Here is a 20,434-nt window from a genome sequence, read left to right as displayed (position 1 = left end):
TGCTGCGCCGCGCCGTCCAGCTCGGCCAGGCGCTCGGCGTAGGGCGCCAGCGCCCGCTCGCCGGCGAGGAAGCGCGCGGTGGCCGCAGCGACCCGCGCCTGCGCCTCGAGCAGCGCCGCCTCCATGGCGTCGATGCGCGCCACGTCGATGTAGCGGTAGTCGCGGATGGTCAGCAGCAGGCCGCGCTGGGCGGTCAGCGCGTTGAGCGCCTCGACGAAGGCCGCCACCGCGTCCCAGCTGTCGACGTGCAGGCCGGCGAGCAGCGCCTGCTGGCGGGTCTCGGCCTCGGCCATGGCGCGCACCGACTGCTGGCGGATGCTCTCGACCTTCTCGAACTCGTCGAGCACCCGCTCGGCGGTGGCGGCGATCTCGCGCAGCAGCGGCGCCAGCTCGCCGAGTTCGGCGGCGCCCAGCCAGTGGTAGGCGTCGAACAGGCGGCGCACGCTCTGGCACAGCTGGCCGTAGCGCTGCACCGACACCGACCGGGCGTCGATCTCGCGGCACAGGTTGCGCAGCTCGGACACCCCGCGCACCAGCTCGGCGTTGCCGATGCGGCCGAGGAAGCCGCTGCGCGGCGGCTGGCGGGCGGCGAACTCGGCGCTGGCGAACGGCGTCTGCCAGATCTGCATGGGGTGGATGCGCGTCGGCTCGGCGCCCTCGGCGGCGAAGATCACCATGCGCCCGTCCTCCAGGCGCGCGTAGCCGTGGCCGAAGATCGGGCTGTGCAGCTGGCGTTCGATCAGGTTGTAGGTGAACAGCGCCGAGCGGCCCTCCTCCGGCTGGTAGAAGATGTACAGCACGTCCTCGCCGTTGGGCGAGCGCACCGCGCGCTTGAAGCGCATGCCGGCCATCGGCTGCTCGAAGGTCCGCGACTCGCCGTTCTGCAGGTAGTAGCCGCCGGGAAAGACGATGCCGTGGTCCTCGGGCAGCTGCACGCAGGCCTGGCCGATGGCGTCGATGCGCTCGACCTGGCGGGTCAGGCCGTTGAACACCAGGTAGCGCCACTGCTCCTCGCGGTACGGCAGCACCTTGAGCAGGATCAGGCTGCCGAGGCGGGCGAACTCGATCTGTGCGTCGTCCAGCGACTGGGTCTTGTCCACCACCGCCTCGCGGTAGATGCCCAGGCCGTCCTCGGTGTTGTTCTCGACCTTGACGGTCAGGTCGCCGCCGATGGTCTCGACGAACACCGTGTCGAGGATGTTGACGTGCGGATGACGGCCGTTGACCACCATCTCGCGCGTGGTCTTCTGCCAGGCGAAGTCGTAGGGCGCCGGCAGGGCGATGTCGCGCTCGCCGCGGTTGTCGAGGTAGCGCACCTCGCCGCCGTCGACGGCGATCGACCAGCGGAACACGCGGATGTCGGTGAGTCGCTCGCCGATCTGGAAGCTGGCCAGCAGCTTGCCGTCGCGCACCACCAGCTGCAGCAGGCGGGTGTTCTTGTAGTAGCTGTACAGCTCGCGGAAGTCCTGCACGAAGCTGGCCTGACCGAGAAAGCTGCCCTCCAGCGGCTGCGGCTCGGCCTCATAGCCCTCCTCGGCGTGACTCAGGCGATACAGGGAGAACACGTCCTCGACGCGGGTTTCCTGCTTGAGGCCGAGGAACACGTTGTAGCCGAACAGCAGGCAGTCGCCGACCTGGACGATGTCGCGGGCGATGCAGTTGTTCTCGGTGCGGATGCGCACCCGGCCAAGCACCGCCATCTCGCTGCTGCCGAACTCGGCCAGGCGCTGCGCGTTGAGGGCGTCGACGCCCTGGCGCAGGCGCTGGCCCTGCTCGGCCAGCCGGCGCTGCAGCACCTCGTAGGCGCCGCCCTCGGCGACAGCCTGATCCACCATGTCCTGTTCGCGGCTGGCGTCCTGGGCATCCGACATCGTTGTGCTTCCTGAAGATTGCGCGAGAAGTGGGGGCTTTCCGTAGGAGCGAATTCATTCGCGACCGGTCGCGAATGAATTCGCTCCTACACAGGCGGCATGCGGCCCCGGAGCGGAGCCGGCTCAGTCAGGCCGGGGTCTTGTCGACCGACGCCGGCACGTTCCTGGCCTCGGCGCCCTTGCCGGCCATCAGCCGCCCCAGCACTTCCTGCACCACCGGGCTCTTGCCGACCACCCCCTCGATGGCCTTGCCCACCGACAGCGAGCGGGCGAAGGAGTTGAAGAAGTCGCCCTCGCCGCCGACGATCTCGATCTTGGCCTTGGACAGCGCGGCGGACAGCACCTCGGCCTGCTCCCTGGCGATCTCCTGGTTGGCGGCGATGCCGGCCATCGAGGTCTCGAAGTCCTTCTCCAGCTGCATGCGGAATTCCTCGTGCTGGCGGGCGCTGTCGCTGAGCTCGTCGAGCGCGCCGAACTTCTTGCCCAGGCCCTCGGCCTCGGCGTTGAAGCGCTGCAGCAGCACCTCGGCCTCGGCCAGGCCGAGGTCCTTGGTGGCCTTGGCCTTGGCGCTGCCCAGTTGCTCCTCGCCGCGCGCCTGGGCGCCGAGCCTCTCCTCCAGCACCCTGGCCTCGGCCAGGCCGTCCTTCTCCTTGGCCGCCGCCTGCGCCTCGATGATCCGCGCCTGGGCCAGGCCCTTCTCCTGCTCGCCACGGGCCTCGGCGATCAGTTGCTCGGCCTTCACCCGCGCGTCGGCCAGTCCTTCCTTCTCCATGGCTGCCGCGGTCACCTCACGCACCCGCGCATCGGCCAGGCCCGGCGCGGCGCGCTCGGCCTCGATGCCCTCGGCGAGCTTGCGCTTGGCCTCGGCCTGCTTGGCCGCCGCCTCCAGTTCGGCCTGGGCCATGACGTTGACTTCCACCGCCTTGTGCTTGGCGCGGGTCTCGTCGGCCTCGGCCTGCTTGACCTGGCGCACCAGCTCCTGCTCGGCCTCGGCCTGGGCGTTGAGCACGGCGACCTGCTTGAGCCGCTCGGCCTCGGACACCTGACGCACCTCCTTGATGCGCTCCTCCTCCTGGGCCACGGTCTTCTCCACCGCCACCCGCTCGCGGATCACGTTGGCGATGTTCTTGCGCTGCTCCTCCAGCGCCTTCTCCTTCTCGATGCGCTGCAGCTCGACCTCGCGCTCGCGGGCGACGATCTCCAGCTCGCGGGCACGGGTGACCTTCTCCTCCTCGATCACCACCGCGCGCTGGCGGTTCTGCTGCGCCACCTCGACTTCGCGCTGGTGGTTCTCGGCGCGGATATCCAGCTCCTGCTGGGTCTGGATGCGCGCCTGCTCGGCCTTGAGCCGCTCCTCCTCCTGCACCTTGAGGATCTCGGCCTGCTCGCGGGCGCGGATGGTGGCGATCTCGCGCTGCTGGCGCGCCTCGGCGTCGGCCTGCTGGCGCTCCAGCGCCAGGGTCGCCTCGCGGGTCTCGACGTTCTTCTTCTTGATCGCCAGCTCCTCGTTGCGCTCCAGGTCGTTGGTGATCACGTTCTGCGCCGCGGTCAGCTCGGTGATCTTGCGGATGCCCTGGGCGTCGAGGATGTTGGTCGGGTCCAGCGAACTCTTCGGCGTCTGCTCCAGGTAGTCGATGGCCACGTCCTCCAGCACGTAGCCGTTGAGGTCGTTGCCGATCACCTCGACGATGCGGTCGCGGAAGTTCTGCCGCTCCTCGAACAGCTGGACGAAGTCGAAGCGCTTGCCGACGGTCTTCAGCGCCTCGGAGAACTTGGCGTTGAACAGGTCGTTGACCGCCGCGCGGTCGGAGGCGCGCTCGGCGCCGATGGCCTTGGCCACCTTGAGCACGTCCTGCTGGGTCTCGTTGACCCGCAGGTAGAAGGCCACGGTGATGTCGGCGCGCAGGTTGTCCTGGCAGATCAGGCCGTCCTTGCCGCGGCGGTCGATCTCCAGGGTGATCAGGGAAATCTGCATGAACTCCTTCTTGTAGATCACCGGGTAGACCAGCGCGCCGGTGAAGTGCACCTTGGGCTGCGAGGACATGTCGTTGACGATCAGCGCGGTGCCCTGCGGCACCTTGATGTAGAAGGCCTTGAACAGCACGAAGAAGCCGAAGACCAGCAGGAAGACCACGCCGACCCCGATCAGGAAGGGCATCAGAATCTCGATCATTTTGTTTTCATCTCCTTGAGGGGCGGCTCAGAGGCCCTTGAATTCGTCTTCGCTGACCACCCGGTAGGCGTGCTCGCCCTCCAGGTACTGCAGCAGCACCACGCGGTCGCCGCGCTTGAAGCCCTGCGCCGCGTCGGCGCGGATGCGCAGGATCAGTCCGGCGCCCTGGTCGTCCAGGTCGGCCTCGCCGAATTGCGCGGTGACCGTGCCGCTGCGCACCCGCGCCACCTGACCGAGCAGGGTCCGCGCGCTGGGCGCCTCGACCTTGCGGAACAGCCGGCGCAGCGGCCGGCACAGCACGCCGGTCAGCGGCACCGCCGGCAGCAGCGCCAGTGCTGCCACCGCCACGCCCAGCGGATAGCGCAGCACGCCCAGCGGCAGGTGGCGCAACAGCAGCAGCTCGATGAAGTAGCTGGCGAACCAGGCGAAGAACACCAGCAGGGTCAGCACCAGGGTCACCGGCACGCCGCCCAGGCCCAGCTTGAGCAGCAGGCCGGCCAGACCTTCCAGCTCGAGGCCCTCGCCGTCCGGGCCGAAGTCGCCGTCGAGCACGTCGACCTCGAGGATGCCGAGGGCGGCGACCAGCCAGTAGAGCACCGCCAAGCAAAGCAGGAAGCTGAACAGCACGGTGGGGAACGCCAGGGCGCTGTGCAGGAAGAGTTCCATCGTGTTCCGTCCGTGAAAGCGTAGGAGCCGCACGCAGCGTGGAACTGCGCGCGGCGAGGCTGGGCGTGAGCGTCAGGTGGCGTCGTGCGCCGCCCTGTCCTTCAGCCGCGCCAGCACGCTGGCGGCGCTGCCGTTGTCGGGGACGATGCCGGCGGCGCGCAGCTTGCCTTCCAGGCTGGCCTCCGGCTGCTCGGCGGCCAGCTCGGCCTCGGCCTCCAGGCGGGCGGCGCGCTCGGCCTGGCGCTGCTTGATGCGCTCCAGCGATTCCACCGCGGTGTGCAGCTTGGCCTGCGAGCCGCCGTGGCGACGGGCCACCGCCAGCTGCGCGCGCTGCACGCTCTCGGTGGCCTTGACCGTGTCGACCTGCTGCTTGAGCCGCCTGATGTGCCCCTCGGCCTGGCTGACCGCCTGGCGCAGGCGCGTGACGCTGGCGGCGAAACCCGCGGCCTGCTCGCGATCGCTCGCCAGCTCGGCTTCCAGGGTGGCGATCTTCTCCGCCACCTCGGTGGCCAGCGTCTCGTTGTCGGCGGCCAGCGCCTTGAGCGCGTACTGCTCGTACTCGGCGACCTTGGCCTCGGCCTTGCTCACCCGCTCGCTGGCCAGCTTCTGCCTGGCCATGATCTCGGCCAGCGCCTCGCGCGACTGGCGCAGCTCCTGGTCGGCGTCGCGGATTTCCTGGTCGAGGATGCGCAGCGCCTGGCTGTCCACCAGCGCCTCGCCCGCCTCGTTGGCGCCGCCGCGCAGGGCGGTCAGCAGCTTGCTCCACACGTTCATGCGCGGCTCTCCTCGACGGCAGGAAGCAGGAAGTCCTCGTAGGCCTCGGTGGCCCTGATGACGTTGTCGGCCAGGGTCTCGATCTCGCAGACCACGTCGGCCAGGCTGGCGGAGGCGCTGAGGGCGCCGAACATCAGGTAGCAGGAGCGGCCGTCGGCCAGGGTCTCCAGGGCTATGCTGGAGAGCGGGAACAGCTTGTGGGTGCGCAGCACTTCCTCGTTGAAGGCGGCCGGATCGCGCACGTCGGCCTGCGGCCAGAGCAGCGCCTCGACCAGGATCTGCTCGCCGACCACCGCAGCGAACAGCGGCAGGTCGCCGTAGTCGTGCAGGGTCAGGTGCAGGCTGGGGTCGGCCCCCTGCAGCAACTCGATGCTGGCCCGTCCGGCGCGCAGCAGTTCCACGTTCGCCAGCGCCTCGTACAGCTCGCCGGTGGTCCATAGCCTGGGCATGTGCATACCCCCCTCCTCCGTTGAGTCCAGCCCGCTGGCGGGCTGGCGCAGTTTGCGTTCCATGGCCGCGAGCTGCGCCGCATGCTCGGGCCGTATCCACACTTCCTTCTTCACCAGCCCCTGCTCGCGCAGGCGCTGGCGGTACAGACGCTGGTAGTAGGCCGACGATTTGCTGTCCATGCCCTGAGGCTAGAGCATCACATGTGTGATCGCCATGTCTCACATGTGGGATTTTCGCCAAGCCGCGCACAGAACGCGCACATGGGCTCCAGCCCCTCGCCGCGCCGCGCGCAATCGCCTAGGCTTGGCCATCCCTTGCCGCCACGGAGCCACCATGTCCCTGCCCGCCAAACCCCTCGCCGGCCTCAAGGTCATCGAACTCGGCACCCTGATCGCTGGCCCCTTCGCCTCGCGCATCTGCGCCGAGTTCGGTGCCGAGGTGATCAAGATCGAGTCGCCCGACGGCGGCGATCCGCTGCGCAAGTGGCGCAAGCTGTACGAGGGCACCTCGCTGTGGTGGTTCGTGCAGGCCCGCAACAAGCAGTCGCTGACCCTCAACCTCAAGCACCCCGAGGCGCAGGCCATCCTCAAGCAGCTGGTGACCGAAGCGGACATCGTCATCGAGAACTTCCGCCCCGGCGTACTGGAGAAGCTCGGTCTCGGCTGGGAGGTGCTGCACGCGCTCAACCCGAAGCTGGTGATGGTGCGCCTGTCCGGCTTCGGCCAGACCGGACCGATGAAGGACCAGCCGGGCTTCGGCGCGGTGGGCGAGTCGATGGGCGGGCTGCGCTACATCACCGGCTTCGAGGACCGTCCGCCGGTGCGCACCGGCATCTCCATCGGCGACTCGATCGCCGCGCTGTGGGGGGTGATAGGCGCGTTGATGGCGCTGCGCCACCGCGAGGTCAACGGCGGCCAGGGCCAGGTGGTCGACGTGGCGTTGTACGAGGCGGTGTTCGCCATGATGGAGAGCCTGGTGCCGGAGTTCGACGTCTACGGCTTCATCCGCGAGCGCACCGGCAACATCATGCCCGGCATCACGCCCTCCTCCATCCATACCAGCGCGGACGGCAAGCACGTGCAGATCGGCGCCAACGGCGATGCCATCTTCCGGCGCTTCATGCTGGCCATCGACCGCGACGACCTCGCCAGCGACCCGAGCCTGGCCGACAATGCCGGGCGCGATGCGCGGCGCGACGAGCTGTACGGGGTGATCGACCGCTGGGTGCAGTCGCTGCCGCTGGACGAGGTGCTGGCGGTGCTGCAGCAGGCCGAGGTGCCGGCCAGCCGCATCTACAGCGCCGAGGACATGTTCGGCGATCCGCAGTTCCTCGCCCGCGACATGCTGCAGAAGGCGCGCCTGCCGGACGGGAAAGAGTTCCGGATGCCCGGCATCGTGCCGAAGCTGTCGGAGACGCCCGGCGGCACCGAGTGGATCGGCCCGCAGCTGGGCGAGCACACCGCGGCGATCCTCGCGCGCCTGGGCTACGACGCGGAGCGCATCACCGCGCTGAAACAGGACGGGGCGATCTAGCAGGCTGTTGAAAAACTACCTGCGTTGCCGATGCTGCGTTAAAAACGGCCTCAAAATGCTCATTTACAGCACGTAAACTGCGCTTTTTCGGCCGTTTTTGCCTTGCCTCGGCTGCCTCGCCTACGTTTTTTCAACAGCCTGCTAGGCCAGGCCGGGGCGCAGCTGGCGGCGGATGGTCGACCAGCCGTGGCAGGCCGGGCACTGCCAGTACAGCTGGCGGGACTGGAAGCCGCAGTGGTGGCAGCGATAGAGCGGCGCACTGGCCAGCAGGCTGGCCAGCGCCTCGCGCAGCGGCGACAGCTGGGCGCGGCACGCCTCCGGCGCGCTGTCGCGCTGGTAGTCGAGCAGGCGCAGCATCAGCGGCAGCGACGGCTGGCGGGCCAGGCACTGCTGCAGGTGCTCGATGGCCGCCGCGCTACCCACGCGCTGGGCGATCAGGTCGGCCAGCGCCAGCTGCAGCGGATCGGCACGCCGCGCATCGAAGCGTTCGAGGATGCGCCCCAGCACCTGCTCGAGACGCAGGCGCGCCTCGTCGCTGGCCGCGTACTGCAGCAGCGGCGGCAGGGCCTCGGCGAACAGCTCGGCATCCTGCTCGACCACCTGCAGCAGCTGGCGCATGGCCGCATCGGCATGCCCCGCCTGCCAGTCGAGGCGGGCGAGGATCAGGCTGGCGCGCACGCAGCCCGGATCGCCGCGCAGCGCCTGCAGCAGCAGCGGCCGCGCGGCCTGCGCCTCGCGCCGGCGCAACTGCTGCTCGGCCAGCTCGCAGTGATAGTGGGCGGTGGCCACCCGCACCGCCGGGTCCTCGCCGGCCAGGCGCGCGCCGACCTCGATGGCCTTGGCCCATTCGCGCTCACGCTCGTAGATGCGCAGCAGGCTGCGCAACGCCTGCAGCAGCACCGCGGCGCCGCTGTCGACCAGGTTCTGCAGCAGGGGCTCGGCGCGGGACAGTTCGCCGGCGGAGAGAAAGTCGTTGGCCAGCTCGAGCTGGGCGCGCTCCTGCTGGGAGCGGCCCAGCTCGGGGCGGGTCAGCAGGTTCTGATGGACCTCGGTGGCCTTGGCCAGCTCGCCGCGCTGGCGGAACTGGCGACCGACGCCGAGGTGGGTCTCGAAGGTCTCGTTACTGACCTCCAGCGCCTCGACCAGACGCTGCAGGGCGGCGTCGGGCTGGTCGTCGAGCAGGTGGTTGTTGCTGATGGCGGCGGCGCCACGCCGCTGCACGTGCGGCTGCCGCTCGCGTCGACCGAGCCACCAGCCGCTGCCGATGGCGAGCATGAACAGGACGAGCCAGAGCAGCTCGGGCATGCCTCAGGCGTCCTTGCTGGCGAGCTGCTCGCGCAGGCGGTCGAGCTCCTTGCGGCAGCGACCCAGCTCGCTGCGGTTGCGCGCCAGGGCGAACTTGAGGCGGGCACGCAGGTAGAGGCTGAGCAGGACACCGGCCAGGCCGCCGGCGATGAAGGCCAGGGCGACGAAGAAGGCCACCGGCAGTTCGGGGCTCTGCAGGGTCATGAACTGCAGGCGCGCGTGGCTCTGGTTCTCGAGGATGAACACCAGGGTAATCGCGGCGACCAGCAGGGCGGCTACAGCCACCAGGATGCGTTTGATCCAGTACATGGGTACTCCTCGGACAGGGAGTGGCAGCGCCTCGCCGGCCGGGTCAGCTCGGCTCGTTGACCCGGTCGCGCAGCTCCTTGCCCGGCTTGAAGTGGGGAACGAACTTGCCATCCAGACGGACCGACTCGCCGGTCTTCGGATTGCGCCCGACCCGCGGCGCCCGATAGTGCAGCGAGAAGCTGCCGAAACCGCGGATCTCGATGCGGTCGCCGGCGGCCAGCGCGTGCGCCATCTGCTCCAGCATGGTCTTGATGGCCAGCTCGACATCACGGGACGACAGCTGTCCCTGATGGGTGACGATGCGTTCGATCAACTCCGACTTGGTCATGGTTTTCCCTTGTGTTTCAAGCGGCTAGATCAGTTCCTAGTGGTTTTAGCATGGTCCGCGGGGTTTGGCCAGCCCGACGCTATTGACAGCACCGGGCGATTGTGAAAATGCGCGTTCGGCCCCGCCGGCGGCTTGTGGCCGGCGATGCCGGCGATTACCGTGTGGCGCATTCTGGAGTGGAGACTAGACATGCGTATTGCACCCGCAGCCCTCGGCCTGGCTTCCCTGCTCGCCGGCTGCCAGTGGCTGCCGTGGACGTCCGAGGCCCCGCAGCCCAAGCCGGTGCGCGTGCAGGGCGAACTGGTACGTGCCGGCGAGATGCTGATGCTCAGCCCCTGCGGCGAGGAGCGCCACCTGCTGCTGCTCGATGCCGCTCAGTTGGGGCTGGAGGAGGCGGCCGCGCGCCTGCAGGGCGACCCGGCGCGGCCGCTGTTCGCCGATCTCGGCGGCCAGCTGGACGCCGACCCGAGCGGCGACGGCCTGTTCGCGGTGGAGCGCCTGTACCGGCTGCAGGCCGAGGGCCCGGGGTGCGGCGAGGCGGACTTCAAGCGGCTGGTCGTGCGCGCCAGCGGCAACGAGCCGGCCTGGTCGCTGCGCGTCACCACCCGCGGCATGGTGCTCGAGCGGCCGGACAGCGCGCCGCTGGCCCTGCCCTATCTGGAGGAGAGCCTGCCGGACGGTCGCCTGAGCTTTTCCAGCGAAGCGGACGGCCAGCGCGTCGAGCTGTGGCTGACGCCGGGACGCTGCGAGGACAGCATGAGCGGCACCCTCAGCCACCTGCAGGCACGTCTGCGCCTGGGCAAAGAGGCTCCGCTCGAAGGCTGCGCCGCACTGGGCGGCGCGCGCGACTGAGCATCACGGGAGGGAAAGGAACCGCGCAGCGGCTGCGTGAGCTGCTGCGGCTGGCGGCCGGGAACGCCCGCAAACCGCATGGGCGTCCGGAAAAGCGGATGTCAGTGGGCGACGCGGCTGGTGCCGTTGACCGTCAGCACGCGAACACGCTCGCCGACGCGAAAGATCTCGCCCTCGGAAACTTCCTGCACGTAGGCACGCATGGTGCCGTCATCCTCGCGCACGGTGATCTCCACGCCCTGGGTGCGGGTAAAACCCTCCTCGGTCGCCGCGCCGATGAGACCGCCGGCCACCGCACCGATCACCGCCGCGACCGCGCTGCCGCGTCCGCCACCGACGGTGCTGCCGCCGATACCGCCGACCACGGCGCCAGCGCCGGCGCCGATCGGCGTCTTGGTCCCCTCGATGCGCACCGGGCGCAGGGCAACGATGGTCCCCATGCGCACCGTCTGCACGGCACGCGCCTCGTCGCGGGTGTACACGTCGCCCCCCAGGTTCGAGGCGCAGCCTCCCGCCGCGAGGGCCGCAACGGCCAGACTCAGGAATACTGCCGATCTACGCATGACTGCTCTCCAGGTTGCCTGTGGTCCCACCGGCTCCGGCGGCGCTTTTCCACCACGCCCCGATCGGCTAGGGTGGGCACGCTTTCCACGGAGCCCGACATGGACTACTTCATCATCTTCATTACTACTGTAACCGGTCTGTACTTCCACTGGTGGCTGTACAGGCGCATCCGGCGCTGGACCGACCGCGACCTCGCCCTGTCCTTCGGCGGTGACGACCCGGCCAAGCGCGCCTACATGCTCGAGCGCCTGCAGGAAGCCCAGGCCCGGCGCGTCAAGCGCAAGGCGCTGGAAGCCTGGCTGGCGCAGGCCGCCGCCGAATATCCGACCGCCCGCTGACAGCGGAGTTCAGGGCGCCAGGCGCTCGCGCACCCAGGCGCCCTGTTCGAGGCGATAGTTGAGCCGATCATGCAGACGGCTGGGGCGCCCCTGCCAGAACTCGATGCGCTCCGGCAGCAGGCGGTAGCCGCCCCAGTGCTCGGGACAGTGCGGCGCAGTCTCCATGAAGCGCGCCTGGGTTTCGGCCAGCAGCCGCTCGAGTTCGCCACGACCGTCGATGATCCGACTCTGCGGCGAGGCCCAGGCACCCAGCCGGCTGCCCAGCGGGCGGACCTTGAAGTAGGCATCCGACTCCTCCGCGGTCACCCGCTCCACCCGCCCCTCGATGCGCACCTGGCGCTCCAGCGCCGGCCAGAAGAAGGTCATGGCGGCGCGCGGATTGCCCAGCAGCTGCTCGCCCTTGGCGCTGTCGTAGTTGGTGAAGAAGGTGAAACCGCGCTCATCGAGCGCCTTGAGCAGCAATACGCGACAGTGCGGCTGCCCCTCGGCATCGACGGTAGCCAGGGTCATCGCATTGGCCTCCACCGGCAGTTGCTCGGTCTGCACCGCCTCGGCGAACCAGCGGTGGAACAGGGCGAACGGTTCCAGCGGCGCCTGCTCCTCGGACAGACCATCCCGGGTATAGTCGCGACGCATGTCGGCAAGCGACTGGGTCATGGCAGAACTCCTTGGGCAATGAACATGGCTAACTTAACCACCGGCCGACCTCGCCGCCACTGACCGGCGGCAAGACCGGCGCATTCCTCAGCGGCTGGCCTGCGCCAGCACGGCCGACAGGCTGTCGCGGCGGGTCAGCAGCAGCTCGATGCGGCGATTCTGCGCGCGGCCGGTGGCACTGTCGTTGCTCGCCCGCGGCTTGTCCGCACCGACCCCCTTGAGCAGCAGGCGATCGCTACGCAGCCCGCTCATGCGGAAGATCGAGGCCACCGCCTGGGCACGCTCCAGGCTCAGCTTGCGGTCGAGCGCCGCATCCTTGCCGGCATCGCTGTGACCGAGCACCAGCACGGCATTGAGCGGGTCGCTTTCCACCAGCTTGGCCACCCGGGTCAGCGGACCGAGGGTCACCGGCAGCAGCATGTGCGGACGATCCTTGTTGAACGAGGGATCCACTGGCGCCACCACCACCAGCACGTCGCCACGCCGCTCGACCTCGAACTTGCTGCCCGCCACGGCGGCGCGCAGGCGCTTCTCGTGGTCATCCAGCCAGGCCTGGCTGACCTTGGCGGCTTCGGGCTTCTTCGCCACCTTATCTTCGGCGGACTTCTGCTCGGCCTTGTCCTTGCCGCCGAACGGCCACCAGCCGCCCTTCTCTTCCTTGCCAGCCGCGGCCAGCTTCTTCTCGGCCTTCTCGGCAGGTGCCTCGGCGACCTTGCGCGCGGCCGCCTCGGGCTTGCCTTCCGCCTTGGCAGGCACGGCAGCGGCCGGCTTGACCGCCGGCGCCTTGGCCTTGTCGGCCTGGGCCACCTGCTGTGCCGCTCCCGGCTTTGCCCCGCCCTCCTTCAGCGCGGAGGCGGTCGAATCGGTCTTGCCGGCACAGCCGGCCAGCGCCACACACACGAACAAAGCTGCAGGTTTCACGAGAGACATGATCAATTCCAATTGAACAGAACGAAATACCGCAAGGACACGCCCCATCGGGGGGACGCAAAACTAGCAATGCCCTGCGCTCCCTGCCAGCCCCCGCCCACCTTCGGAAGGGGACCGCAGGGTAAAGCATAGGCCGCACAGGAAAATCGGCAGGCAGTGCCGGCACCCGGACAACGCCGGCCGTCCGCCTCAGCGCCCGGACCAGCGCTGACGCAGCCATTCCAGGTCTTCCGGGCGGGTGATCTTCAGGTTGTCGGCGCGCCCCTCGACCAGCCGCGGCGCATGGCCGGCCCACTCCAGGGCGGAAGCCTCGTCGGTGATGTTCGCGCGCGACACCAGCGCGTCGGCCAGGCTGCGGTGCAGCTGGCCGAGACGGAACATCTGCGGGGTATAGGCCTGCCAGATCACGCTGCGATCGATGGTCTCGCGCACCCGGCCGTCCTTGCCGGCGCGCTTGAGGGTATCGCGCGCCGGCACCGCCAGCAGGCCGCCGACCGGATCCTCGGCCAGCTCGCCGAGCAGCAGGTTGAGGTCGTCGCGCGACAGGTTGGGACGCGCCGCGTCGTGGACCAGCACCCAGTCGTCCTCGCGGGCGCCGAGGGTCATCAGGTGCAGCAGGCCGTTGAGCACCGAGTCGGCCCGCTCGCAGCCCCCCGGGGCGCGGGCGATGCGCGGATCGCCGGCACAGGCCAGGCCCGGCCAGTACGGATCGTCCTCCGCCAGGCACACCACCAGCCCCCGGAGGGTCGGGTGGTCGAGGAAACAGTCGAGGGTATGCTCCAGCACCGTGCGCTCGCCGAGACGCAGGTACTGCTTGGGACGGTCGGCGCGCATGCGCGCGCCCACCCCGGCCGCCGGGATGACGGCCCAGAATTCGGGGAGAGGAGTCAGGCTCATTGGCTCAGCAGGTAGAGGGTTTCGCCTTCCTTGAGCATGCCGAGTTCATGGCGGGCACGCTCCTCGACGGTTTCCATGCCGCGCTTGAGCTCCACCACTTCGGCCTCGAGGATGCGATTGCGCTCGAGCAGTTGCTCGTTCTCGGCCTTCTGCGCCTCGATCTGCGCAGTCAGCTGGCGGTTCTGGGTGATGCTGCCATCGCCATACCAGAGACGGTACTGCAGGCCGCCCAGGAGCAGGAGGAGTACGACGATCAGCCAGTGGGCCCTTTGCATCCGAGTCAGCCCTCAGTGCGCGATAACCGTTGCCGGCCGGCCGCCCTGGGGCGGCCCGGCCGACAACAGACAGCTTAGCCGCGGAACTCGGCGCGGCCCTTGTACGGTGCCTTGGCACCCAGTTGCTCCTCGATGCGCAGCAGCTGGTTGTACTTGGAGACGCGGTCGGAGCGGCACAGCGAGCCGGTCTTGATCTGGCCAGCGGCGGTACCCACGGCCAGGTCGGCGATGGTGCTGTCCTCGGTCTCGCCGGAGCGGTGCGAGATCACCGCGGTGAAGCCGGCGGCCTTGGCCATCTGGATGGCTTCCAGGGTCTCGGTCAGCGAACCGATCTGGTTGAACTTGATCAGGATCGAGTTGCCGATCTTCTCCTCGATGCCGCGCTTGAGGATCTTGGTGTTGGTGACGAACAGGTCGTCGCCGACCAGTTGCACCTTCTCGCCGATCTTGTCGGTCAGCACCTTCCAGCCGGCCCAGTCGGACTCGTCCATGCCGTCCTCGATGGAGATGATCGGGTAGCGCTGGGTCAGCCCGGCCAGGTAGTCGGCGAAACCTTCGGCGCTGAACACCTTGCCTTCGCCTTCCAGATCGTACTGGCCGTCCTTGAAGAACTCGGAGGAGGCGCAGTCCAGGGCCAGGGTGACGTCCTCGCCCAGCTTGTAGCCGGCATTGGCCACGGCTTCGGCGATGGCGGCCAGGGCGTCCTCGTTGGAAGCCAGGTTCGGCGCGAAGCCGCCCTCGTCACCGACGGCGGTGTTCAGGCCACGGGCCTTCAGCACGGCCTTGAGGTGATGGAAGATCTCGGCACCCATGCGCAGGGCGTCGGCGAAGGTCTTGGCGCCGACCGGCTGGACCATGAACTCCTGGATGTCGACGTTGTTGTCGGCGTGCTCGCCGCCGTTGATGATGTTCATCATCGGCACCGGCATGGAGTAGACGCCCGGAGTGCCGTTCAGATCGGCGATGTGCGCGTACAGCGGCACGCCCTTGGCCTGGGCGGCGGCCTTGGCGGCAGCCAGGGACACGGCGAGGATGGCGTTGGCGCCCAGGCTGGCCTTGTTCTCGGTGCCGTCCAGCTCGATCATCGCCAGGTCCAGAGCCTTCTGCTCGGCCGGATCCATGCCCAGCAGGCGCTCGCGGATCGGGCCGTTGACGTTGGCCACGGCCTTCAGCACGCCCTTGCCCAGGTAGCGGCTCTTGTCGCCATCACGCAGCTCCAGCGCTTCGCGCGAGCCGGTGGAAGCACCGGACGGCGCACAGGCGCTGCCGATGATGCCGTTGTCGAGGATCACGTCGGCTTCTACGGTCGGGTTACCGCGGGAATCCAGGACCTCACGGCCTTTGATGTCGACGATTTTTGCCATTGCTGGTAGCACTCCAGAGGGTTTGACATACAAGTGGGCACGGAAGGGCGTCACTGCCCTGCCCGCGCCCACCGGGAGAAACGGATCGGGCACCCGTCGTGGGCGCCCGCCACTTTAGCGGATCGAACGACCTTCAGGCAGTCTCGATCGGCGGGAAACTCTTGACCAGGTCGTCCAGCACCTTGAGCTGGGCGAGGAACGGCTCGAGCCGGTCCAGGCGCAGCGCGCAGGGACCGTCGCACTTGGCCTGGTCCGGATCCGGATGGGCCTCGAGGAACAACCCGGCCAGGCCCTGGCTCATGCCGGCCTTGGCCAGGTCGGTGACCTGGGCACGACGGCCACCGGCGGAGTCGGCGCGGCCGCCCGGCATCTGCAGGGCGTGGGTCACGTCGAAGAACACCGGGTACTCGAACGACTTCATGATGCCGAAGCCGAGCATGTCGACCACCAGGTTGTTGTAGCCGAACGCGGAGCCGCGCTCGCAGAGGATCAGCTGATCGTTGCCCGCTTCCTCGCACTTGCGCAGGATGTGCTTCATCTCCTGCGGGGCGAGGAACTGGGCCTTCTTGATGTTGATCACCGCGCCGGTCCTGGCCATCGCCACCACCAGGTCGGTCTGCCGCGACAGGAAGGCCGGCAGCTGGATGATGTCGCAGACCTCGGCCACCGGCGCCGCCTGGTACGGCTCGTGGACGTCGGTGATCACCGGCACGCCGAAGGTCTTCTTCACTTCCTCGAAGATCCTCATGCCCTCTTCCAGGCCCGGGCCGCGGAAGGAGGTGATCGACGAGCGGTTGGCCTTGTCGAAGCTGGCCTTGAACACGTAGGGGATGCCGAGCTTCTCGGTGACCCGCACGTACTCCTCGCACACCTTGAGGGCCAGGTCGCGCGACTCCAGCACGTTCATGCCGCCAAACAGCACGAACGGCAGCTCGTTGCCGATCTGGAGGTTGCCGACGCGGATGATCTTCTGCGCCATGATCAGGCCTTCTTCGCTTCGTGCTGCTTGAGGGCGGCATTGACGAAGCCGCTGAACAGCGGGTGGCCGTCGCGCGGGGTGGAGGTGAACTCCGGGTGGAACTGGCAGGCGACGAACCACGGGTGGTTCGGGGCCTCGACCACTTCGACCAGCGCGCCGTCGCCGGAGCGGCCGCTGACGCGCAGACCGGCTTCCTGCAATTGCGGCAGCAGGTTGTTGTTGACCTCGTAGCGGTGGCGGTGGCGCTCGACGATCACGTCCTTGCCGTAGCAGGCGTGCACCTGCGAGCCGCGCTCGAGCTGGCACTCCTGACCGCCCAGACGCATGGTGCCGCCCAGATCGGAACCGGCACTGCGCTGCTCGACGGCGCCGGTGGCGTCCTGCCACTCGGTGATCAGGCCGACCACCGGATGGGCGCTGGCGTGGTCGAACTCGGTGGAGTTGGCGTCTGCCCAGCCCAGCACGTTGCGGGCGTACTCGATCACCGCCACCTGCATACCGAGGCAGATGCCCAGGTAGGGGATCTTGTTCTCGCGGGCGTACTGCACCGCGGTGATCTTGCCTTCCACGCCGCGCAGACCGAAGCCGCCCGGCACCAGGATGGCATCGACGCCTTCCAGCAGGCCGGTGCCCTGGTTCTCGATGTCCTCGGAGTCGATGTAGCGCAGGTTGACCTTGGTGCGGCTCTGGATGCCGGCGTGCCCCATCGCCTCGATCAGCGACTTGTAGGCGTCCAGCAGTTCCATGTACTTGCCGACCATGGCGATGGTGACTTCGTGCTCGGGGTTGAGCTTGGCGTCGACCACGCGCTCCCACTCGGACAGGTCGGCCGGGCCGCACTCCAGGCCGAAGCGCTCGACGACGATGTCATCGAGGCCCTGGGCATGCAGCACCGCCGGGATCTTGTAGATGGTGTCGACGTCTTCCAGGCTGATCACCGCACGCTCCTCGACGTTGGTGAACAGGGCGATCTTGCGCCGCGAGGACAGGTCGACCGGGTGGTCGGAGCGGCAGATCAGCACGTCCGGCTGCAGGCCGATGGAGCGCAGCTCCTTCACCGAGTGCTGGGTCGGCTTGGTCTTGGTCTCGCCGGCGGTGGCGATGTACGGCACCAGGGTCAGGTGCATCAGCATCGCGCGCTTGGCGCCGACTTCGACGCGCAGCTGGCGGATCGCCTCGAGGAACGGCTGCGACTCGATGTCGCCGACGGTGCCGCCGATCTCCACCAGGGCCACGTCGGCATCGCCGGCGCCCTTGATGATCCGGCGCTTGATCTCGTCGGTGATGTGCGGGATCACCTGCACGGTGGCGCCCAGGTAGTCGCCGCGGCGCTCCTTGCGCAGCACGTCCATGTAGACGCGGCCGGTGGTGAAGTTGTTGTTCTGGGTCATGGTGGTGCGGATGAACCGCTCGTAGTGGCCCAGATCGAGGTCGGTTTCCGCGCCATCATGGGTGACGAACACCTCGCCATGCTGGAACGGGCTCATGGTCCCCGGATCGACGTTGATGTAGGGGTCCAGCTTGAGCATGGTGACCTTCAGCCCCCGCGCCTCCAGGATTGCCGCCAAGGAAGCCGAGGCGATGCCTTTCCCCAAAGAAGAAACAACACCACCCGTGACGAAGATGTAGCGCGTCATGAAAAACCCTAGAAGTCTGCGTTTAGGCGGTCAGCGCCGCCGGGGAATGCGAAGGGAGGCAGAAAGCCTCTTGAAGACGGGAGGATAGTTTACGCGAAAGGCCTTTTCAGCTCAAACCCGGACCGGCGGTCGGCGACTCCCAGACCAGTCGCAGTGCCGGCTGCAGACGGGCCTGCAACCCGGGCAGATTGGCCACCGCCAGCAGCTCGCCACCAGCGTGCAGCAGGGGCAGGCGGGTACGCACGAAGGCCGGCAGGCCGCTTTCCTGCAGCAGGCGCTTGAGGTCGCGACGACCGCGCCCGAGCAGCTCGAGCACCTCGCCCCCCTGGCGATAGCGGATCTGCAGAGGCCGCCCGGGAAGCGCCCCCTCCAGCCGCACCCGGCCGTTGCCGGGCAGCGGCAGCGGCCGCGCCGGATCGCTCCAGTCGACGGCGGATGGCGGCGGCGCCTGCAGCCAGTCGCCATTCAGCCACCACAGCCGCCCGCCGGCCCGGCGCAGCTCGCCCCCCTCGAGGCGCCAGACGGGCTCCGCATCGCCCCGGGCGTCGCGCAGATCGACCCAGCCGGCCCAGTGCTCGCGCTCGGGCAGCCGGGTCAGCGCGCGCAGCCAGTGGCGCAGGGCATTGCGCTGACGCGCCTCGGACAGCGCCAGCAGCGGCGCCAGCGCCAGCGAGGGCAGTGCCAGCCAGGCCGGTTCGGCCGCCAGGCGCGCCGCCGCCAGGTCCAGCTCGGCCAGTTCGCCGAGCAGGTCGTCGGCCTCGGCCAGCTGCTCGGCGTCGCGCGCCAGCACCGCGCCGGCCGCCGGCCAGTGCTGCGCCAGCCGCGGCAGGATCTCGTGACGCAGGAAGTTGCGCGCCAGGCGGATGTCCAGGTTGCTCGGATCCTCGACCCAGGCGAGCTGCTCGCGCGTCGCCCAGGTCTCCAGCTCCACCCGCGTCATTCCCAGCAGCGGGCGCAGCAGCCGCCCCGCCGCCAGCGGCCGAATGGCCGGCATGGCCGCCAGGCCGCGTACCCCGGCACCGCGCAGCAGGCGCAGCAGCAGGGTCTCGGCCTGGTCATCCCGGTGCTGGGCGGTCAGCAGTACCTCGCCGGCCCCCAGCAGCTCGGCGAAGGCGGCGTAGCGGGCCTCGCGGGCGGCGCGCTCGAGACTGGCGCCCTCGCCCACCTTCACATGGCGCACCTGCAGGGGAATGCCAAGCGCCTCGCACTGGGCGCGGCACAGGGCGACCCAGCTGTCGGCGACGCTCTGCAGGCCGTGATGGATGTGGATGGCGGACAGCGGCGGCAGCGCATGGGACTCGCGCAGGCGCGCCAGCAGGTGGAGCAGGACGGTGGAATCCAGTCCGCCGGAGAAGGCTATCTTCCAGGCCGGCGCCTGGCGCCAGGGCTCGAGGACTTGCAGGAGGCGGGATTCGAGGGACATGGAGGCAGGCTCCAGCTGGGGACGAGGGCCGTGCCAGCACGGTGGAAGATCGCTGCGCGAGTCTTCCACCCTACAGCAAGGCTCCGCGCCGGAGCGCAGGAGCCTTCAGATCGGCATAGCCGGTGGATCAGACCGCGCCGTAGCTCATCAGGCGCTGGTAGCGACGGTCCAGCAGGGCCGGGATGTCGTGCTTGCCGAGCATGTCCAGCTGCTGGTTCAGCGACTCGCGCAGCACGGCAGCCATGGCCGCATGGTCGCTGTGGGCGCCGCCCAGCGGCTCGGCGATCACGGTATCGACGATGCCCAGCTCCTTCAGGCGCTCGGCGGTGATGCCCATGGCCTCGGCGGCTTCCGGCGCCTTCTCGGCGGTGCGCCAGAGGATCGAGGCGCAGCCTTCCGGAGAGATCACCGCGTAGGTGGAGTACTGCAGCATGTTCAGCTGGTCGCACACGCCGATGGCCAGCGCGCCGCCAGAGCCACCCTCGCCGATCACGGTGGCGATGATCGGCGTCTTCAGGCGCGCCATGACGCGCAGGTTCCAGGCGATGGCCTCGCTCTGGCCGCGCTCCTCGGCGTCGATACCCGGGTAGGCGCCGGGGGTGTCGATGAAGGTGAGGATCGGCAGCTTGAAGCGCTCGGCCATCTCCATCAGGCGGCAGGCCTTGCGGTAGCCCTCGGGGCGCGGCATGCCGAAGTTGCGGCGCACCTTCTCGCGCACCTCGCGGCCCTTCTGGTGGCCGATGATCATCACCGGCTTGTCGTCCAGGCGGGCCACGCCGCCGACGATGGCGGCGTCGTCGGCGAAGTGGCGGTCGCCGTGCAGCTCGTCGAACTCGGTGAAGATGTGCTGGATGTAGTCCAGGGTGTACGGGCGGCGCGGATGACGGGCCAGGCGCGCGATCTGCCAGCTGGTCAGGTTGCTGAAGATGCTCTGGGTCAGCGTCCTGGTCTTGTCCTGCAGGCGGGCAATCTCTTCGCTGATGTTCAGCTCGTTGTCGTTGCCCACCATGCGCAGGCCTTCGATCTTGGCTTGCAGGTCGGCGATCGGCTGTTCGAAATCCAGATAATTCGGGTTCATGCAGGCATCCGTGGTGAGCGGGTTACTGTTC

At 68.9% G+C, this 20,434-nt stretch carries 21 protein-coding genes; 3 read left to right on the top strand and 18 right to left on the bottom strand.

Features of this window, described 5'->3' with window-relative positions; genetic code table 11:
• The 5 genes from E5198_RS06155 to E5198_RS06135 form a co-directional block, all read right to left on the bottom strand.
• Window positions 1-1,871 (bottom strand): DNA repair ATPase (locus E5198_RS06155; protein ID WP_178084046.1); only part of this gene is annotated, 1,871 nt, incomplete at its 3' end.
• Between the two features lie 127 nt (window positions 1,872-1,998).
• A complete protein-coding gene (locus E5198_RS06150; RefSeq protein ID WP_136489124.1) occupies window positions 1,999-4,044 on the bottom strand; it encodes a flotillin family protein in 2,046 nt (681 codons plus the stop codon).
• Window positions 4,045-4,071: 27 nt separating this feature from the next.
• A complete protein-coding gene (locus E5198_RS06145) occupies window positions 4,072-4,710 on the bottom strand; it encodes an OB-fold-containig protein (RefSeq protein ID WP_136489123.1) in 639 nt (212 codons plus the stop codon).
• Between the two features lie 72 nt (window positions 4,711-4,782).
• Window positions 4,783-5,484, bottom strand: coding sequence for a PspA/IM30 family protein (locus tag E5198_RS06140; protein WP_136489122.1), 702 nt, complete (start codon window positions 5,482-5,484; stop codon window positions 4,783-4,785).
• Window positions 5,481-6,113 carry a YjfI family protein gene (locus E5198_RS06135; protein WP_136489121.1) on the bottom strand — a complete coding sequence of 211 codons (633 nt, stop codon included), beginning with the start codon at window positions 6,111-6,113 and terminating at the stop codon, window positions 5,481-5,483. Before E5198_RS06135 ends, E5198_RS06140 begins: the two co-directional genes overlap by 4 nt.
• Window positions 6,114-6,267: 154 nt before the next feature.
• Between E5198_RS06135 and E5198_RS06130 the strand changes: the two genes are divergently transcribed.
• Window positions 6,268-7,467 (top strand): CaiB/BaiF CoA-transferase family protein, encoded by a 1,200-nt coding sequence (locus tag E5198_RS06130; protein ID WP_136489120.1) that lies wholly within the window; start codon window positions 6,268-6,270, stop codon window positions 7,465-7,467.
• 141 nt (window positions 7,468-7,608) lie between these two features.
• Here the strand turns inward: E5198_RS06130 and E5198_RS06120 are convergent, their stop codons facing one another.
• Genes E5198_RS06120 through ihfB form a run of 3 tightly spaced genes read right to left on the bottom strand, consistent with a single transcriptional unit; the run spans window position 7,609 to window position 9,409 of the window.
• Complete coding sequence (locus E5198_RS06120) at window positions 7,609-8,772, bottom strand: tetratricopeptide repeat protein (RefSeq protein WP_136489119.1); 1,164 nt, start codon at window positions 8,770-8,772, stop codon at window positions 7,609-7,611.
• A gap of 3 nt (window positions 8,773-8,775) precedes the next feature.
• Entirely contained in the window at window positions 8,776-9,081 is a 306-nt protein-coding gene (locus E5198_RS06115; RefSeq protein WP_168772487.1) for a lipopolysaccharide assembly protein LapA domain-containing protein, read from the bottom strand.
• Between the two features lie 43 nt (window positions 9,082-9,124).
• Window positions 9,125-9,409 (bottom strand): integration host factor subunit beta, encoded by a 285-nt coding sequence (gene ihfB / locus E5198_RS06110; protein WP_136489117.1) that lies wholly within the window; start codon window positions 9,407-9,409, stop codon window positions 9,125-9,127.
• A gap of 189 nt (window positions 9,410-9,598) precedes the next feature.
• On the opposite strand from ihfB, the gene E5198_RS06105 reads away from it, so the two are divergent.
• A complete protein-coding gene (locus tag E5198_RS06105) occupies window positions 9,599-10,261 on the top strand; it encodes a COG3650 family protein (RefSeq protein WP_136489116.1) in 663 nt (220 codons plus the stop codon).
• Between the two features lie 101 nt (window positions 10,262-10,362).
• On the opposite strand, the gene E5198_RS06100 is transcribed toward E5198_RS06105, so the two are convergent.
• A complete protein-coding gene (locus E5198_RS06100) occupies window positions 10,363-10,824 on the bottom strand; it encodes a glycine zipper domain-containing protein (RefSeq protein WP_136489115.1) in 462 nt (153 codons plus the stop codon).
• A 99-nt stretch (window positions 10,825-10,923) separates the two neighbouring features.
• On the opposite strand from E5198_RS06100, the gene E5198_RS06095 reads away from it, so the two are divergent.
• Window positions 10,924-11,163, top strand: coding sequence for a hypothetical protein (locus E5198_RS06095; protein ID WP_136489114.1), 240 nt, complete (start codon window positions 10,924-10,926; stop codon window positions 11,161-11,163).
• A gap of 9 nt (window positions 11,164-11,172) precedes the next feature.
• Here the strand turns inward: E5198_RS06095 and pdxH are convergent, their stop codons facing one another.
• The 9 genes from pdxH to accA all read right to left on the bottom strand — a co-directional run bounded on the left by pdxH (window position 11,173) and on the right by accA (window position 20,403).
• Window positions 11,173-11,820: a pyridoxamine 5'-phosphate oxidase gene (gene pdxH / locus E5198_RS06090; RefSeq protein ID WP_136489113.1), complete on the bottom strand. Its 648-nt coding sequence runs from the start codon at window positions 11,818-11,820 to the stop codon at window positions 11,173-11,175.
• Window positions 11,821-11,907: 87 nt separating this feature from the next.
• Complete coding sequence (locus E5198_RS06085) at window positions 11,908-12,750, bottom strand: OmpA family protein (RefSeq protein ID WP_168772486.1); 843 nt, start codon at window positions 12,748-12,750, stop codon at window positions 11,908-11,910.
• 189 nt (window positions 12,751-12,939) lie between these two features.
• Window positions 12,940-13,647, bottom strand: coding sequence for a 2-C-methyl-D-erythritol 4-phosphate cytidylyltransferase (gene ispD / locus E5198_RS06080; protein WP_136489111.1), 708 nt, complete (start codon window positions 13,645-13,647; stop codon window positions 12,940-12,942).
• On the bottom strand, window positions 13,644-13,922 hold the full coding sequence (locus E5198_RS06075; protein ID WP_136489110.1) for a septum formation initiator family protein: 279 nt from the start codon (window positions 13,920-13,922) through the stop codon (window positions 13,644-13,646). Before E5198_RS06075 ends, ispD begins: the two co-directional genes overlap by 4 nt.
• A 74-nt stretch (window positions 13,923-13,996) precedes the next feature.
• Window positions 13,997-15,286, bottom strand: coding sequence for a phosphopyruvate hydratase (gene eno / locus E5198_RS06070; RefSeq protein ID WP_136489109.1), 1,290 nt, complete (start codon window positions 15,284-15,286; stop codon window positions 13,997-13,999).
• A gap of 133 nt (window positions 15,287-15,419) precedes the next feature.
• Window positions 15,420-16,265, bottom strand: a complete 846-nt coding sequence (gene kdsA / locus E5198_RS06065) for a 3-deoxy-8-phosphooctulonate synthase (RefSeq protein WP_136489108.1) — start codon at window positions 16,263-16,265, stop codon at window positions 15,420-15,422.
• Window positions 16,266-16,267: 2 nt separating this feature from the next.
• Window positions 16,268-17,902, bottom strand: a complete 1,635-nt coding sequence (locus E5198_RS06060; protein WP_136489107.1) for a CTP synthase — start codon at window positions 17,900-17,902, stop codon at window positions 16,268-16,270.
• 106 nt (window positions 17,903-18,008) lie between these two features.
• On the bottom strand, window positions 18,009-19,325 hold the full coding sequence (tilS, locus tag E5198_RS06055) for a tRNA lysidine(34) synthetase TilS (RefSeq protein ID WP_136489106.1): 1,317 nt from the start codon (window positions 19,323-19,325) through the stop codon (window positions 18,009-18,011).
• Window positions 19,326-19,452: 127 nt separating this feature from the next.
• Window positions 19,453-20,403 (bottom strand): acetyl-CoA carboxylase carboxyl transferase subunit alpha, encoded by a 951-nt coding sequence (gene accA, locus E5198_RS06050; protein ID WP_136489105.1) that lies wholly within the window; start codon window positions 20,401-20,403, stop codon window positions 19,453-19,455.
• Window positions 20,404-20,434: the final 31 nt, after the last annotated feature.

The organism is Pseudomonas sp. A-1 (genome assembly GCF_004801855.1).
In the GTDB taxonomy this organism is placed as follows: domain Bacteria; phylum Pseudomonadota; class Gammaproteobacteria; order Pseudomonadales; family Pseudomonadaceae; genus Geopseudomonas.
This window is presented reverse-complemented; position numbering and strand designations above follow the sequence as displayed.

What these genes read in the sequence shown, in the direction of transcription:
- E5198_RS06150 (WP_136489124.1), bottom strand. Translation starts at nt 4,044, where the DNA reads ATGATCGAGATTCTGATGCCCTTCCTGATCGGGGTCGGCGTGGTCTTC.
- E5198_RS06145 (WP_136489123.1), bottom strand. Translation starts at nt 4,710, where the DNA reads ATGGAACTCTTCCTGCACAGCGCCCTGGCGTTCCCCACCGTGCTGTTC.
- E5198_RS06140 (WP_136489122.1), bottom strand. Translation starts at nt 5,484, where the DNA reads ATGAACGTGTGGAGCAAGCTGCTGACCGCCCTGCGCGGCGGCGCCAAC.
- E5198_RS06135 (WP_136489121.1), bottom strand. Translation starts at nt 6,113, where the DNA reads ATGGACAGCAAATCGTCGGCCTACTACCAGCGTCTGTACCGCCAGCGC.
- E5198_RS06130 (WP_136489120.1), top strand. Translation starts at nt 6,268, where the DNA reads ATGTCCCTGCCCGCCAAACCCCTCGCCGGCCTCAAGGTCATCGAACTC.
- E5198_RS06120 (WP_136489119.1), bottom strand. Translation starts at nt 8,772, where the DNA reads ATGCCCGAGCTGCTCTGGCTCGTCCTGTTCATGCTCGCCATCGGCAGC.
- E5198_RS06115 (WP_168772487.1), bottom strand. Translation starts at nt 9,081, where the DNA reads ATGTACTGGATCAAACGCATCCTGGTGGCTGTAGCCGCCCTGCTGGTC.
- ihfB (WP_136489117.1), bottom strand. Translation starts at nt 9,409, where the DNA reads ATGACCAAGTCGGAGTTGATCGAACGCATCGTCACCCATCAGGGACAG.
- E5198_RS06105 (WP_136489116.1), top strand. Translation starts at nt 9,599, where the DNA reads ATGCGTATTGCACCCGCAGCCCTCGGCCTGGCTTCCCTGCTCGCCGGC.
- E5198_RS06100 (WP_136489115.1), bottom strand. Translation starts at nt 10,824, where the DNA reads ATGCGTAGATCGGCAGTATTCCTGAGTCTGGCCGTTGCGGCCCTCGCG.
- E5198_RS06095 (WP_136489114.1), top strand. Translation starts at nt 10,924, where the DNA reads ATGGACTACTTCATCATCTTCATTACTACTGTAACCGGTCTGTACTTC.
- pdxH (WP_136489113.1), bottom strand. Translation starts at nt 11,820, where the DNA reads ATGACCCAGTCGCTTGCCGACATGCGTCGCGACTATACCCGGGATGGT.
- E5198_RS06085 (WP_168772486.1), bottom strand. Translation starts at nt 12,750, where the DNA reads ATGTCTCTCGTGAAACCTGCAGCTTTGTTCGTGTGTGTGGCGCTGGCC.
- ispD (WP_136489111.1), bottom strand. Translation starts at nt 13,647, where the DNA reads ATGAGCCTGACTCCTCTCCCCGAATTCTGGGCCGTCATCCCGGCGGCC.
- E5198_RS06075 (WP_136489110.1), bottom strand. Translation starts at nt 13,922, where the DNA reads ATGCAAAGGGCCCACTGGCTGATCGTCGTACTCCTCCTGCTCCTGGGC.
- eno (WP_136489109.1), bottom strand. Translation starts at nt 15,286, where the DNA reads ATGGCAAAAATCGTCGACATCAAAGGCCGTGAGGTCCTGGATTCCCGC.
- kdsA (WP_136489108.1), bottom strand. Translation starts at nt 16,265, where the DNA reads ATGGCGCAGAAGATCATCCGCGTCGGCAACCTCCAGATCGGCAACGAG.
- E5198_RS06060 (WP_136489107.1), bottom strand. Translation starts at nt 17,902, where the DNA reads ATGACGCGCTACATCTTCGTCACGGGTGGTGTTGTTTCTTCTTTGGGG.
- tilS (WP_136489106.1), bottom strand. Translation starts at nt 19,325, where the DNA reads ATGTCCCTCGAATCCCGCCTCCTGCAAGTCCTCGAGCCCTGGCGCCAG.
- accA (WP_136489105.1), bottom strand. Translation starts at nt 20,403, where the DNA reads ATGAACCCGAATTATCTGGATTTCGAACAGCCGATCGCCGACCTGCAA.